Source organism: Streptomyces sp. NPDC005898 (assembly GCF_040629635.1).
Taxonomy (GTDB): domain Bacteria; phylum Actinomycetota; class Actinomycetes; order Streptomycetales; family Streptomycetaceae; genus Streptomyces.
Genome location: NZ_JBEXWC010000010.1, coordinates 181249 through 195838, shown reverse-complemented (window position 1 = coordinate 195838; position 14590 = coordinate 181249). Strand labels below are relative to the sequence as shown.

The 14590-nt window shown below is 70.0% G+C and carries 15 protein-coding genes; 10 read left to right on the top strand and 5 right to left on the bottom strand.

The features are described 5' to 3' along the window. The first annotated feature begins 130 nt into the window (after nt 1-130). The 10 genes from ABZ385_RS16430 (at nt 131) to ABZ385_RS16385 (ending at nt 11025) form a co-directional block, all read left to right on the top strand. Nucleotides 131-730 (top strand): hypothetical protein, encoded by a 600-nt coding sequence (locus ABZ385_RS16430; protein WP_358578321.1) that lies wholly within the window; start codon nt 131-133, stop codon nt 728-730. 145 nt (nt 731-875) lie between these two features. Further along, nucleotides 876-2477, top strand: a complete 1602-nt coding sequence (locus ABZ385_RS16425; RefSeq protein WP_358911875.1) for an MFS transporter — start codon at nt 876-878, stop codon at nt 2475-2477. A 47-nt stretch (nt 2478-2524) separates the two neighbouring features. Next, nucleotides 2525-3637: an NAD(P)/FAD-dependent oxidoreductase gene (locus ABZ385_RS16420; RefSeq protein ID WP_358911873.1), complete on the top strand. Its 1113-nt coding sequence runs from the start codon at nt 2525-2527 to the stop codon at nt 3635-3637. 63 nt (nt 3638-3700) lie between these two features. After that, a complete protein-coding gene (locus tag ABZ385_RS16415; protein ID WP_358578313.1) occupies nt 3701-4273 on the top strand; it encodes an ester cyclase in 573 nt (190 codons plus the stop codon). Between the two features lie 133 nt (nt 4274-4406). Then, nucleotides 4407-4973 carry an ester cyclase gene (locus tag ABZ385_RS16410; RefSeq protein ID WP_358578311.1) on the top strand — a complete coding sequence of 189 codons (567 nt, stop codon included), beginning with the start codon at nt 4407-4409 and terminating at the stop codon, nt 4971-4973. Between the two features lie 106 nt (nt 4974-5079). Beyond that, a complete protein-coding gene (locus ABZ385_RS16405; protein WP_358911871.1) occupies nt 5080-6594 on the top strand; it encodes an NAD(P)/FAD-dependent oxidoreductase in 1515 nt (504 codons plus the stop codon). A 59-nt stretch (nt 6595-6653) separates the two neighbouring features. After that, entirely contained in the window at nt 6654-7202 is a 549-nt protein-coding gene (locus tag ABZ385_RS16400) for an ester cyclase (protein ID WP_358697272.1), read from the top strand. A gap of 28 nt (nt 7203-7230) precedes the next feature. Next, complete coding sequence (locus tag ABZ385_RS16395) at nt 7231-8625, top strand: cytochrome P450 (protein WP_358911869.1); 1395 nt, start codon at nt 7231-7233, stop codon at nt 8623-8625. Continuing rightward, on the top strand, nt 8625-10109 hold the full coding sequence (locus tag ABZ385_RS16390) for a cytochrome P450 (RefSeq protein ID WP_358911868.1): 1485 nt from the start codon (nt 8625-8627) through the stop codon (nt 10107-10109). The genes ABZ385_RS16395 and ABZ385_RS16390 overlap by 1 nt, the downstream gene beginning before the upstream one ends. 241 nt (nt 10110-10350) lie before the next feature. Continuing rightward, entirely contained in the window at nt 10351-11025 is a 675-nt protein-coding gene (locus ABZ385_RS16385; protein ID WP_358697270.1) for a sigma-70 family RNA polymerase sigma factor, read from the top strand. Here the strand turns inward: ABZ385_RS16385 and ABZ385_RS16380 are convergent. The 5 genes from ABZ385_RS16380 to ABZ385_RS16360 form a co-directional block, all read right to left on the bottom strand. Next, nucleotides 10990-11280 (bottom strand): hypothetical protein, encoded by a 291-nt coding sequence (locus ABZ385_RS16380; RefSeq protein WP_358697269.1) that lies wholly within the window; start codon nt 11278-11280, stop codon nt 10990-10992. The two genes, ABZ385_RS16385 and ABZ385_RS16380, sit on opposite strands and share 36 nt — an antisense overlap. 124 nt (nt 11281-11404) lie before the next feature. After that, nucleotides 11405-12367 (bottom strand): ACP S-malonyltransferase, encoded by a 963-nt coding sequence (gene fabD, locus ABZ385_RS16375; protein WP_358578296.1) that lies wholly within the window; start codon nt 12365-12367, stop codon nt 11405-11407. Nucleotides 12368-12457: 90 nt separating this feature from the next. Further along, the gene (locus ABZ385_RS16370) at nt 12458-12991 is read right to left on the bottom strand and encodes a flavin reductase family protein (protein WP_358578294.1); all 534 of its coding nucleotides are present in this window, start codon (nt 12989-12991) and stop codon (nt 12458-12460) included. 11 nt (nt 12992-13002) lie between these two features. Beyond that, complete coding sequence (locus ABZ385_RS16365; RefSeq protein WP_358697266.1) at nt 13003-14094, bottom strand: 3-oxoacyl-ACP synthase III family protein; 1092 nt, start codon at nt 14092-14094, stop codon at nt 13003-13005. A 14-nt stretch (nt 14095-14108) separates the two neighbouring features. Further along, nucleotides 14109-14510, bottom strand: a complete 402-nt coding sequence (locus ABZ385_RS16360; RefSeq protein WP_358578289.1) for a phosphopantetheine-binding protein — start codon at nt 14508-14510, stop codon at nt 14109-14111. Between the last annotated feature and the right edge of the window lie 80 nt (nt 14511-14590).

Here is a 14590-nt window from a genome sequence, read left to right as displayed (position 1 = left end):
CGATACCGGAGTTCCGAAACTGCGGTACTGTAAGTCGTGAGGGCCTGGATCGCCCGTCCCGGCCACGCAGTCGAGGAGGAACCATGCTGAAGCGTGCGCAGGCCACGGATGGCGCGGGAGCTGAGGGGCCATGACCGGGCGTCTGGACGCGTGGCTCCCCGTGAGCCACTGGAGCACTCGCCACGACCGTTTCGTCGCCGCGCCGCCCGCCACGGTCTCCCGGGCCGTCCGCGAGGTGCGGGGGCATGAGATGCGGCTCGTGCGCCCGCTGGTCGCGGCGCGCAGTCTGCCCTCCCGACTGCTGCGCCGGGGTGCCGCGCAGCGGGCGGCGGCGGACGCCGACACGCTGAGCGCCATGCGGCAGTTGGGCTTCATCGTCCTGGACGACGTGCCGGACGCGGACCTCGTCCTGGGCTTCGCCGGCCAGCCGTGGAATCCCATCGTGTCCAAGGCGGTGGTCCCCGGGCTCACCCCGGCCGACTACGAGACGTTCGCACGGCCCCACTTCGTCAAGGGCGCCTACGCGCTGTGGACCGAGCCCGAAGGCACCGGAACGCGGCTGATCACCGAGACCCGGGTCTACGCCATCGACGAGGGCGCGGCGCGCCGCTTCCGCCCGTACTGGCTGGTCATCGAACCGTTCAGCGCCCTGATCCGCCGTGACTGGCTCGCCGCCATCGGCCGCCGGGCCGAGCGCGCGGCCCGCACGGACGGGTCCCGCACCACCTGACCACGGCGCCGGCGCGGTCCGGTGCACGCCGGACTCCGCGGCCCCGCGCTGTATCCAGCTCCCCGCCCCGCGGATCTCCATGACCGACAGGCAACTGTCGCTCCCTGTCCGGGCGCGGTACCCGCACCACGAAAGAGAGATGACCGTGGACCGTTCAACCGTTCACCGGCACCGCTGGAAGATCCTGGCCGTGCTGTGCATGAGCCTGGTGCTGATCGGCCTGGACAACCTGATCCTCAATCTGGCGCTGCCCAAGATCCAGACGGATCTCGGGTCGAGCAGCACCGAGATGCAGTGGATCGTCGACTCGTACACGCTGGCCTTCGGCGGTCTGCTGCTGCTCTGCGGCAGCCTGGCCGACCGGTTCGGGCGCCGCCGTCTGCTGATGGCGGGCATGGTGCTGTTCCTGACGTTCTCGCTGGCGGCCGCCTTCTCCACCGACTCCACCACGCTGATCGCGGTGCGCGCGGCCATGGGCGCGGGCGCGGCGATGATCATGCCCGCCACCCTCGCCATCATCAAGGACGTCTTCCCGGCCGAGGAGCAGGCCAAGGCCATCGGCATCTGGGCCGGCACGGCAGCGCTCGGCGTGCCGCTCGGCCCGGTGGTGGGCGGCCTGCTGCTCGACCACTTCTGGTGGGGCTCGGTGTTCCTCATCAACGCGCCGGTCGTGGTCGTGGCCCTGGTCGGCGGCGCCCTCCTGATCCCCGAGTCGCGCAACCGCGACCGCTCCGGCTCGCTGGACCTGCTCGGCGCGCTGCTGTCGGCCGCCGGACTCGCGGCCCTCGTCTACGGCCTGGTGGAAGCCTCCAGGAACGGCTGGACCGACGGGATCACCCTGGTCTCGCTCGCCGTCAGCGTGACGCTGCTATTCGGCTTCGCGTTCTGGGAGCGGCACACCCCCTTCCCGATGCTTTCCCCGGAACTCCTGCGCGACAAGCGGTTCAGCGGCTCGGCACTGGCCATCACCGCGATCTCCTTCGGCATGTTCGGCGCGCTGTTCGTGCTCACCCAGTACCTGCAGTTCGTGCTGGCCCATGAACCGCTGGAGGCGGGGCTGCGCCTGCTGCCCATCGCCACGATGATCGTCGGCGCCCCCCTCAGCCCGCGGCTCGTGGAGCGGATCGGCCTGAAGGCCGTGGTGGCCCTGGGACTCTCGCTGATCACCGCTGCTCTCCTGCTGACGGCGGGGGCCGGGACCGACTCCGAGCCCCGCATCCTGTGGAGCCTGGCCTTCTTCGGCCTCGGGATGGGGCTGGCCATGCCGGCCGCGGCCGACGCCATGCTGGCCGCCGCCCCGTCCGGACAGTCCGGCGCCGGCTCCGCGGTGACCGACGCCTCCATGCAGGTCGGCGGCGCCCTGGGCATCGCCGTCATCGGCAGCGTGCTCTCCACCTCCTACCGCGACGCGCTGCCCGCGCTCGACAAGATGCCCGCCGAGGCCGCCGACGCCGCGTCGGACTCGGTGGGCGCCGCCGGGGGAGTGGCCGCCGAGATCGGCGGCGAACGGGGCAGTCAGTTGCTGACCGCCGCCCATGAGGCCTTCGTCGAAGGCCTGGGCGACGCCATGCTGATCGGCGCCGGGGCCACCGCACTCGGCGTGGTCGCCGCCCTGCTCGTCCTTCCACGCAAGGCAGCCAGGAAACCGCCCGCCGTCGGCACAGACACCACACCGGACGGGGCGGACACGGGCACCGGCCTGACGGCGAGCGGAGCGGCGCGCCGGGAGGCGGCCCGCCCCACCTGATTCGGCGGAGCGCCTTGGCCGACCTATCTGAATCGGAGTAGAACCTGATGTCTGTCCGGAAAGCGATCATCACGGGCGGTGGCATAGGCGGGCTCACGCTCGCGGGCGCCCTCACGCGCCGCGGCATCGACGTGACGGTGCTGGAGCGGGCGGACGCGGTGCGCGCCCGCGGCCTCGGCTTCACGGTGTGGCCCAACGCCACCGCGGCACTGCACAGCGCGGGGCTCCTCGACGCGGTGCGGAAAGTGGCCGAGCCCATCACCTCCGCGACGCTGCGGGTCAACAGCGGACGGAAGCTCACCGTCATCGACATGGCGAGCTGGGGGGAGCGCGTCGGATTCCCCGCGCTCAGCGTCACCCGGCCCGAACTGCTCACCGTCCTCGCGGATGCGTGCGGGGCCGACATCCGCTTCCGCTGCGAGGTGGCCTCGGTGACCCCGCAGGGCGGCGTCCGGCTCACCAGCGGGGAGGAGCTGCGAGCCGATGTCGTCGTCGGGGCCGACGGCGTCGGCTCGGCGGTACGCCGCTCCCTGCTCCCCGCCCACCAGAACACGCTGGACCAGCCCATGATCACCGGCTGGCAGGGAGTGGTCCCCAGGCCCTGGCCGGGCGGCATCGCACTGGACATGATCTTCGGGCCGACCGGAGCGGCCGGCATCCTCGGCCTCCCCGGCGACCGCACGTACTGGTTCCTGCAGGCCCCGACCGTCCGAATGCCGACCGACGGATCGCCCTACACCGAGGGCTGGTCCCCGGTGATCAAGGAGTTGGTCGCGGCCACCCCGGCGGACTCGTTGTGGCGGGACGACATCCGGGACCGCAAGCCGGTCTCCGACTGGGGGCGCGGAGCGGTCACGCTGCTCGGCGACGCCGCCCACACGATCATGCCGAACCTGGGCCAGGGCGCCTGCCTGGCGATGGAGGACGCGGCAGTACTCGCCGTGCGCCTCGCGGCGGCCGGTGAGGCGACGGCCGCGCTGCGCGACTACGAGAAGGCACGCTTCCCCCGGGTTCGCGGCATGTACGTCAACGCCCGGCGCGCCGCCCGCATGCAGCGCCTCTCTCCGTTCGTACGGGACGGGCTGCTGTCCGTCGCCCCGTTCGCCCTCAGCCGCATGTTCACCGGCCCGGGCAGGCCCATCCCGGGGCTCGCCCCGTAGCCCGCAAGGACCGTCGCTCTCCACCCACCCGGTGAAGGAACACCTCATATGAAGGAACACCTCATGGCGAAGCCCGAACAGACCGAACAGACCACGAGCCCCGGACAGACCGCGCAGCCTGAACGGGAGGAACTGAAGGAGCTGGCCGCCCACATCGCGGACCGGGTCTGGAACCACGCCGATCTCGGCGCCATAGACGAGTACTTCCTGCCGCACTTCGTCGGCCACTTCCCGGGCCTTCCCGACGTGTACGGGCCCGCGGACTTCAAGAAGATGGGCGCAGATCTGCGCAAGGCGCTGCCCGACCTCCAGGAGCGGATCCTCGTGCAGGTCCAGGAGCGAGACCGGGTGTTCATGCAGGCCGTGCTCACCGGCACGCACCGGGGCGACCTGATGGGCATCCCGCCCACCGGCGTGGCCACGGTGCTCACCGAGATGATCATTCTCCGTTTCGAGGGCCGGAAGGTCGCCGAGCTGTGGCAGCAGGCCGACTACATGGGCGTGATGGACCAACTCGGCGTGGTGCCGCCCAGGGACGCGGGTCCGCTCGGCCAGATAGCGCACACCTTCAAGCTCATGGGCCGGTTCGGCGTCCTCAAGGCGAAGGACGCACTGCGGCAGCGGTCCGCCGCGTGAAGCGCGGGCCCCACAGCTGACCCGTGAGCCGCACCGTCGGCCATGGAGACCACGGACATCACGAACATCACGGCATCACGGAGACCACGCAAGCGCACGGGGCGTGAGGCCCCGGCGGAAGGAGCACGCCACCATGACCAGCACCACCTCCTCTTCGGGACAGGCCGCGGCGGCCGAAACCGTCCCCGGCCGCCGCGAGCCGAAGGACGCGGCCCATGAACTCCTCGAGCGCTGCTGGCGCGTCAAGGACGTGACGGTGCTCGACGACATGGCCGACCCCGCGTGCACGTACACCCTGCCCGGCCACCCGCGCCTCGACAACAAGCAGTTCCTCGACCTGATGCAGCAGATATGGCGGGCCAAGCCGGACCTGCGCATCGACCTGCTCGACATGATCGCCGAAGGCGAATGGGTGGCCAGCCGGGTGCGGTTCAGCGGGACCCAGACCGGAGAGCTGCTGGGCATCCCGCCGACCGGCCGCTTCGTGTCCATCGACGAGATGATCCTTGAGCGCTGGGACGAGCACGGACGCCTGCTGGAGTTCCACCAGGAGGCGGACTTCGTGGGCATGCTGACCCAGCTGGGCGTGGTCCCGCCGAAGGAAGCCGGCCCGCTCGGTCAGCTCGCCCACACCTTCACCAGCGCCGCACGGTTCACCTGGCTGCGGCGCAAAGCCCGCCGCACCGGCGGACGTCAGTAGGGCCCGAGGCGTATCCCGGAACGTCCCGCGCGGATCTCTACCTGAGAGACCGGTCGCCGAGCCGGCCGTGAAGACCAGCGAAGCACCTCGATCCCTTGGGAGAGTCATGCCGACGAAGGAACCACCCGCCACCGAGGACGACTACGACGTCATCGTCGTCGGCAGCGGCCTGGGCGGCCTGGCCGCCGCCGCCTTCCTGGCCAAGTTCGGCCGGCGCGTCCTGGTGGCCGAGAAGGCACAGGGCATCGGCGGCTACGCACACGCCTTCCGGGCCGGTGAGCGCTACTACGACCCGGCCATCCACGTCGTGCCCGGCGCCGCCGAGGGCGGCACCATCGACGTGCTGCTGCGCTACCTCGACGTGCGCGAGATGTGCGAGTTCGTCGAATCCGACGCGCTGTACCGCGTGGTGATCGACGACGACGTGCTGGACGCACCATTCGGCTCCGAGGCGTTCATCGCCGCGCACACCGCGCTCTTCCCGCACGAGGAGGCGGGCATCAGGGGCTTCTTCGGGCTCTGCGAGAAGTTCCTCGAAGAGGCCCACCAGGTGCCCCTCCAGCTCTCCCCGCAGGAACTGGGCGCGGCCGTCGAGAAGTTCCCCACCCTCTTCGGGAACCGGATGTCCACCCTCGGCGACGTCATGGACCGGTTCATCGAGGACCCGCGCTGCAAGGCCTTCTGCAGCGCGGGCTGGCCCTACATGGGACTGCCGCCCTCGCAGCTGTCCTTCGAGCTGTTTGCCCGCTTCCTCTACACCCAGATGCACGGCCTCTACCACTGCAAAGGCGGCTTCCAGCACCTCGTCAAGGCCTTCACCACGGCGATCGAGCGCGACGGCGGCAAGATCGTCACCAACTCCGGCGTCGAGAAGATCGTGGTGCGGGACGGCCGTACGGAGGGCGTGGTCCTGGCCGGCGGGCAGGAACTGCGCGCACCCGTCGTGATCTCCAACGCGGACGCCACGCACACCTTCCACGACCTGGTGGGCCTCGAACACCTCCCGAAGGCGTACCACCGCAGGCTGCGCTCGCTCAAGGGCTCCATGTCGATGTTCGTGGTGTACGCCGCGACGACCTTGGACATCGCCGCCGCCGGCGGCGCGCACGAGACCTTCATCTACGACAGCCACGACCACGACGCCAACTTCGCCGGTTTCTCCGCGGGCGAGGCCCCGGCCACCGTGGTGGTCGTGCCCACGCTCCTCGACCCGAGCCTCGGCCCGCCCGGGGAGCACCTGGTCACCTCGACGGCACTGGCTCCCTACGAAGGCCCCGAGCCCTGGGCCGAGCTGAAGCCGAAGCTGGAGGCGAAGTACCTCGACCTGATCGAGCGGCTCTATCCGGGGTTCAAGGACAAGCTCACCTTCGTCAGCAGTTCGACGCCGCTGACCCTGGAGCGCTTCACGGGCAACCACCGCGGCGCGGCCTACGGCTGGGAGAACACCCCGGCACAGGCCGGCAGCAAGCGGCTCACCTACCACACCCCGATCGAGGGCCTGTACCTCTCCGGTCACTGGGCGCAGGCGGCCAGCGCGCTCCGGGTGATCGTCTCCGGCAGCCACACCGCCCAGCAGATCCTGCGCGCCGACGGTGTCACCGACGTCGGCCCGGAGCTGTGAGCCGCGGGCCATCCGCGGCCCGCACCGCATCGCACCGACTCACCGTCCTGGAGGACCACATGTCCCGCCCCGCCTTCATCGACACCCAGACCGCCGCCAACTTCGACGGCTCACTCGACAAGACCTACTACGAGATGGCCCGCCGCTACATCGAGGAGGTCTGGGACAAGAACAACGCCGAGACCGAACGCGAACTGCTCGCGGCCGACTGGCAGGACCACATGCCGCTGCCGGGCTGCCCGCAGGGGCCCGCCGGACACCGCGCCGCCGTCCAGTTGATGCACGACGCCTTCCCCGACCTGCGCTTCTCGCTCGACGACGTGACCATCATGGGCGACAAGGTCGTCGACCGCTGGACCGCGACCGGCACCTTCCGCGGTGAGCTGTACGGCTTCCCCGGCACCGGCAGGCGGATGACGATGACCGGCCTCGACTTCCACGTCGTGCGCGACGGCAAGTTCGCCGAGCTGTGGCACGAGGAGAGCACCGCGTCGATGGTCGAGCAGTGCGGGATGGCGCCCGAGCCGGGCAGCGGCCTCGGCACCATCCTCAAGCTGACCTTCGGCAACATCCTGCACGTCGCCAAGCACAAGATCCGTACCCGTTAACCCCGCCACACCAGCAGAGCGAGGCACCATGAGTCCGACTACGAGCGGCCGCCCGCGCCAGGCCCCGGGCCCGCCGGGGTATCCGGTGGTCGGCTGCGGCCCCGACCTCGTCCGTGACCTGGTCGGCACCTTCACCCGATCCTGGCGGGAGTACGGCGACATCGTCCGCTTCCGGCTGCCGGGCAAGCGCACCCTCTTCCTGCTCGCGCACCCGGACCACATCAAACACGTCCTCGACGACCGGCAGCCCAACTACCCCAAGGACCCTTTGTCGGTCGGCAAGTTCGAGCCCTGGGTCGGCCAGGGCCTGTTCACCAGCAACGGCGAGTTCCATTTCCGGCAGCGCCGGCTCGCCCAGCCCGCCTTCAAGGGATCCCGGATCTCCGGCTTCGGGCCCGCGATGGTCGAGGCCACCAGCGATCTGGTGCGGGAGTGGCGGGGGCGCGCCTCCCGCGAGGAGACCTTCGACATCACGCCGGAGATGTTCCGGCTGGCACTGACGATCGTCATGCAGACGCTGTTCAGCACCGATGTCAGCGACCGGGCGGGGGAGCTGGCCCGCGCGGTGCGCATCTGCAACGCCTACACCAATGTGCGGTTGCAGCGCTTCGTGGAGCTTCCGCAGTCACTGCCGAGCAAGGCCCGCACACGGTTCCTGCGGGCGCGCTCCACACTCGACTCCTTCGTCTACGGGCTCATCGCCGACCGGCGCAAGGACCCGGCACCCCCGGACGACCTGCTGACCCGCTTCCTGAACGCGCAGGACGACCAGACCGGCGACCGGATGTCGGACAAGCAGCTGCGCGACGAGGTCGTGACGATGTTCCTCGGCGGGTACGAAACGACCGCGCTGTCGCTGGTGTGGGCGTTCTCGTTGATGTCACGGCACCCGGAGTCGGAGCGCAAGGCGCGCGCCGAGGTCGCCGAGGTGTGCGGGGACCGCGCGCCCGCGGCGTCGGACCTGCCCAAACTGCGCTACCTGCGGGCCTTCTACCAGGAAGTGCTGCGGCTCTACCCGTCGGTGTGGACCATGTCCCGCAGTCCGGTCGAGGACGACGAGATCGGCGGCTACCACATCCCCGCCGGCTCCCAGGTCTTCATCAGTCCCTACCTGATGCACCGTCACCCGAAGTTCTGGGAGAACCCGGAAGGTTTCCGGCCCGAACGGTTCGAGAAGAGCGCGACCGGCGGCGCGCCGCTGTACGCGTACATCCCCTTCTCGCGCGGCCCGCGGCTGTGCCCGGGATCGTCCGTCGCCGTCCTGGAGGCGCCGCTGGTGATCGCCCGGATCCTGCAGGACTACCGGCTGACACTGGCCGGCGGGCATGTCTGCGAGCCCACGTCCAATGTGTTCCTGTATCCGCGCGGCGGCATGCCGATGCGGCTGCAGCACCACAAGGCAGCCGTCGAAGGAGCCGTGTGATGCCGGGGCGAAACGGTACGGACACGCGGCGGCGCCCGCCGGGTCCGCCGGGCCTGCCCCTGCTCGGCTCCGCGCTCGACTTCCGCCGCAACCCCTTGGAGACGTTCGTCAGAGCCTGGCGGGACCACGGCGACCTGGTGCGGTTCCGGGGACCGGTGCCGGTGGTGCTGGTCACGCACCCCGACGACCTCAAGCACATCCTGGCGGACAACTTCGAGAACTATCCGCACCCCGACGACTTCAACCGCAAGGTCGGGGTCTCGGTCGGCCAGGGCCTGGTCACCACCGAGGGCGAGGTGTGGCGCGCCCAACGGCGCACCGTCGCACCGACGTTCCGCAGGGAGCCGCTGGAGCGGTTCGCCGGCGTGATGGTGGACAGCACGCAGCGGATGCTGGACCGGTGGGACCAACTCGCGCGGCGCGGCGAGTCGATGGACGCCAGGACGCAGATGCAGAGCCTGACGCTGGAGATCCTGGCCCGGTGCCTCTTCCAGGCGGACTGGTCACGTGACGCGCTGGCCCTCGGCTCGGCGGTCGCCGTCCAACTGGAGCACATCAACGACAAGTTGATCGCCGTCGCGGACATCCCCGAGAAGGTGCCGACCCCGCGCAACCGCCGCTTCACCGCCGCCCGCAAGCTGCTCGACGAGACGGTGTACCGGCTGATCGCCGAGCGCCGTGCCGGACCGGCCGACGGCGAGGCACAGGACCTCGTGTCGATGCTGATGCGCACCCCCGACCCCGAGACGGGCCGGCTGATGACGGACGAGCAGCTGCGCGACCAGGTGATGACGCTGTTCATCGCCGGGCACGAGACGGTGGCCGCGACCCTGTCGTGGATCTGCCATCTGCTCTCCACCCGCCCCGCCGAGACCGACCGGGCCAGGGCCGAGGTCCTCCAGGTACTGGGGGGCCGGCCACCGACGATGGAGGACCTGCCGCAGCTGAAGTACCTGAAGCTGTTCATCCAGGAGGCGCTGCGCCTCTATCCGCCCCTGTGGCAGGTGGCGCGGATGCCACTGCAGGACGATGTGCTGAGCGGCTATCACATCCCCGCCGGGTCCTTCCTGCTGCTCAGCACGTACATCACGCACCGCAATCCGGAGTTCTGGGACAACCCCGAGGGGTTCGACCCAGAGCGGTTCACCCGCGAGCGCTCGGCGGGCCGGCCCCGATACGCCTACGTGCCCTACGTCGGAGGTCCCCGCAACTGCGTCGGGATGGCCTTCGCCAACATGGAGCTGACCATCGTGGTCGCTTCCCTGCTCCAGCGGTTCCACCTGGACATGGTGCCGGGGCACCCGGTGGTGATGCAGCCGGACATCTCGCTGCGCGCCAAGCACGGCATCCGGATGACGCTCCGTCCGGTGACGGACCGCGCCCCCGGGGCGATCACGGCGCCGGACGTCGCGCTGCCGGACGTCACCCCGCCCGACACCGCGGCCCGCTGCCCCTACCGAGCAGTGGAGGCGGGGAAGGAATAGCCGGAAGTCTGCGATGCGTCGCGCGCCGGGCCGCCCCAAGGGCGGCCCGGCCAGACGCGTTTGCCGTCTGTTCCCAGCCGCGCGCCGGCCCGCCCTTTCCCAGGTTAAGAGGGAACCATTCCGGGGTGGATTGCGCCTAAGTAAGCGTTGACACTGCGCCTTGTGGCCGCCGTATAGTTGATGCCTGTAGTGGGGAACTGTGGCTTGAACCTGTTCCTCGCGTGAGAATGACGGGGGAGAAATGGAAGGCCTTGCTCTGCATGAACTCGTAGACGATTGTCTGGATGGGAACCAGGAGAGCTGGAACCGCATCGTCGACCGTTACACACCGCTGATTTGGGCCATCGCCCGCGGACACCGGCTGTCCGCTGCCGACTGCGAGGACGTCAGCCAGACCACCTGGATGCGCGTCATCCAGCACCTGGGGAAGCTGAGGGATCCGGAGAAGCTGGCCCACTGGATCTCCGTCTCGGCCCGCAGGGAGAGCCTCAAGCACATCCAGAAGGCCGGCCGGAGCACGCCGATGGAGGACCCGGAGGTGTTCGACCGGCCACGGCCGTCGGCGAACCAGCCGGAGGAGACGGCGCTGGACCGCGAGACCCGTGACGAGGTGCTTCTCGCCTACTGCTCCCTGTCGCCCAAGTGCCAGGCGCTGCTGGGCCTGCTGGTGGCCGAACCACCGATGTCGTACGACGAGGTGAGCGCCACACTGGGGTTGGCCCGAGGCTCCATCGGGCCCATGCGCGGGCGCTGCCTGCAGCATTTGCGGCGCGCCCTGGAGCGCGAGTCCGGCCGTACGGAACAGGCCAGAAAGCTCTTCGACTCCATCAAGAAGATGGGCCTGCGGGCATTCGCCGAGGAGAGCGGCTCCGAACTGCGGTCAGCGCCCCGGTGCAGCCGGGTGTCGACCGGCTGAGCCGGAAGGCCGGTCGTCCAGTGCGGCCGGCGACTCCTCGTCGTCCATCGGGCCGTCGCTCACCACGCGGTCGTCCATCGCGCGGTCATCCATCGCACCATCGTCCATCGCGGCTGCAAACGCTATGAAGGGAAAGAGGGCCTTGGCCTTCTCGGCCGCCGCCCGTGAGGGTATCCCGAGGGCATCTGAGAGTTTGCCCAGCGCCGCATCGTCGGCGTTTTCATCGGCGTCGTGCACCCCGGTCACCTCCACCATTTAGTTCGCTCCTTAACTAGATGGAGAGTAAAGGAAAGTCCCGCGAACCACAATACCGACCGGTATTTCGTTCGCGGGACTCGCCCCTTCCGGCCACCCCTCGGTATGCAAGGGCGAAGTTCCGTCAGGCTGGTATCCGCAATTCCGGGGCCAGGGCGCGGAGCAACCGCTCGACGCGCCGGATCTCACCCGCCGGATGGCAGACGGCCTCCGGGAGCGTGGTGCGGCAGAAGCCGCTCAGCACCCGCCCCGGACCCGCCTCGACGAACGTCCGCACGCCGCTGCCCTCGATCGCCCGCAAGGTGTCCGACCAGCGCACCGCCCCGGCCAGCTGACGCCGCAGCAGGTGCTTGGCCTCGGCTGCCGAACGTATGCGGGCCGCCGTCACATTCGCCAGCACCGGCAGTACGGGGTCCGAGAACGCGACCTGATCCAGCTCGGTCGTGAACTCCTCTTCCAGCTCCTTCATGAGGCTGCAGTGGAAGGGCGCCCCGACCCTCAAGAGGACCGAGCGCTCCGCACCGGCCGCCTTGGCGGCCGCCATCACCGCGCGGACCGCCTCACGCCGGCCGGACACGACGTGCTGCGCCGGGTCGTTGTAGTTGGCGACCTCCACGATCGCGCCGTCCCGCTGCCGTATGTGAGCGCAGAGCTCTTCGACCTGCTCCACCGACAGGCCGATGACGGCCGCCATCGCTCCGGCCGTACGCTCGTTGACGCCAGCCATCAACTGCCCCCGCCTGCGGACGAGGCGCAGGGCGTCGGTCCACTCCAGCACCCCGGCGCAGACCAGCGCCGCGTACTCGCCCAGGCTGTGCCCGGCCACCACGGACGGGGCGATGCCGTGGCCGCGCAGCACGTCCAGGACGGCGATGCTGGTGAGGAAGACGGCGGGCTGGGTGATGTCGGTGGACACCAGGTCCTCGGCGGAGCCCTCCAGGCACAGCCGCGACAATTCGAACCCCAACAGGTCGTCCGCGGGGCGGTAGTAGCGCTCCAGCAGCTCCGGGTGGCGTGCGACCAGATCGCTGCCCATGCCGGGCCGCTGGGAGCCCTGCCCGGGGAAGAGGAAGGCGATGTCATTCATGAGTACCTCCGTGGATGTCCGGCGCGCCGTGTGCGACAGGGGGCCGGCGCGTGGTCCGCGCCGGCCCCCTTTCGACCTGCGGCCGAGCGTTCATCGCAGGGACAGGAACTGCCCTTGGTGGTAGACGAGTGGATCGGCCCGCTCGGCGAAGCCGATGCCGGTGACCTCTCCGATGAAGACGCTGTGGTCGCCCGCGGCGACCTCTTGGGCCACCCGGCACTCCAGATGGACGACGGCTCCCTCGAGCACCGGGACGCCCTTGTCACCGATGCGGTGCCGTACGCCGGCGAAGCCCGCGGCGCCCAGCGGCCGTCTCGACGAGGCGAACCAACTGGCCAGCTCCGACTGGTCGCGGCCCAGCACGTTCACGGTGAAGACACCGGTGGCGCCGATCGCTTGGGCCCCGCGCGAGGTGTGGGCCAGGCAGACCAGCAGCATCGGCGGTTCCAGGGAGACCGAGGCCAGCGAGGAGACGGTGGTCCCGTGCGGCCCGTCGGGGCCGCACGAGGTCACCACGGCCACACCGGTGAGGAACCTGCCCATGGCCTGCCGGAACCGTCCGGAGACCACCCCGCCGATGGTCGCTTCGGCCGCGGTCGGCTGGGGGCCGGTACGGGACGTCATGGTGATTCCCCTCAGCCCGCCGGAGCGGCCGCGGTCCAGTCCACGACGGCGCCCGCGTAGATCCACTTGGTGGACTCGACGCCGACCAGCATCAGCCGGTCGCCCGGCTTGACGCGGCCGGTGCGCCAGGCGTCGTCGAGGAAGAGCGGCACCGCGGCACAGCCCACGGCCCCCATGGTGGAGAGGCTGTCGAAGACCTTCCCGTCGAGCGCCTTCCACTCGGCGGTGTCCAACCCCAGCTCCTGGAGGGCGTCCAGCATCCAGCCGACATTGCCCTCGGGGATCAGGCACAGGTCGATGGACTCGACGTCCACCTTGCTGCGCCGCAGGGTGGCGCTGATCGCGTCGGTGACCATCACGGGTGTGAAGTCCCCGGCACCGACCACGTCGACCTTCAGGTCGACGAGCCGCTTGGCCTTGAGCTGCTCGTGGATCGGAGCGTGGGTGCCGCCGCCCACCGAATGGATGCCGGCCTTGCGGTCGCCGCCGATGGCCTCCATCGCCGCGCCGAGCAGACCACCGGACCCGGCGGTCCCCTCGGCGCGCAGCACGATCGCCCCGGCGCCGTCGCCGAACATGTAGACCGGCATCCGGTCCCGCATCCGGATCTTGTACGGGTCCTTGCCGAGGAAGATCGGCGCCAGTACGGGAGAGATGGCCTCGCTCCCGATGACCAGCGCGGTCTTGTAGACGCCCGACTCCAGGTACATCCGGGCGACATCCAGGCCCTGGACGACCCCCGCGCCGCCCGAGCGGATCTCCAGGGTGGCGCAGCGCACCAGGCCCAGACGCTCCTGGACCATGTTGACCAGCGGCGGCAGCGGATAGTCCGGAGTGCCGGTGGCCAGGATGATCAGATCGATGTCGCCGGGCTCCAGACCGGCCGAGTCCAGGGCCCGTACGGCGGCCTTGTGGGCCATGTCCGAGTTGTTCTCGCGGTGTTCGCCGGTGGCCGGGTCGATCATCCAGAAGCGGCGCTCGATGGAGAGGCCCTCGCGCACCTCGTCCGGCAGCGGCCCGACGAGGCGTGCGATCTCGTCGGTGGAGATCGGGTCACCGGGCTGATAGCCGCCGGTGCCGATGATGTGGACTGCTGCGGTCATCTGGAGTGTCCCCCTCAGACCGCGGCAAGCGCGGCGCGGTGCTCGACGAGCCCGACCAGGTTCTCGACGGTGAACAGGCCCATGACCTGGGTGGCCTGGAGCTTGCCGGCGAGTTCGTCGGTGTCGATCTGGGGCATGACCTTCTTCAGCTGGGCCAGGCCGACGGCGGAGACGATCTCGTTCTCGTCGCCGAACTCCTCGTCCGGTATGCCGCCCTGGACGTAGGCGGCCAGCTCCGCCGCCTGGATCTTGATGCCGAGCGAGCGCTCCAGGCGGAAGAGGATGTCGAGCAGATCGATCGACTCCGCGCCCAGGTCGTCCAGCAGGGTGGCCTCGGGCACGACCTCGTCGGTCTCGGCGCCCAGGGCGTCGATCACGGCTTCGGTCACGGCTTCGACGATGGTGTTGCGGTCCATGGATGGTCCTCCGGGACTCAGAGATTGCGGAACTGAGAGATGCGGGTGCGGCTTGGTGTTCTCGTACTGTCAGATCCGCC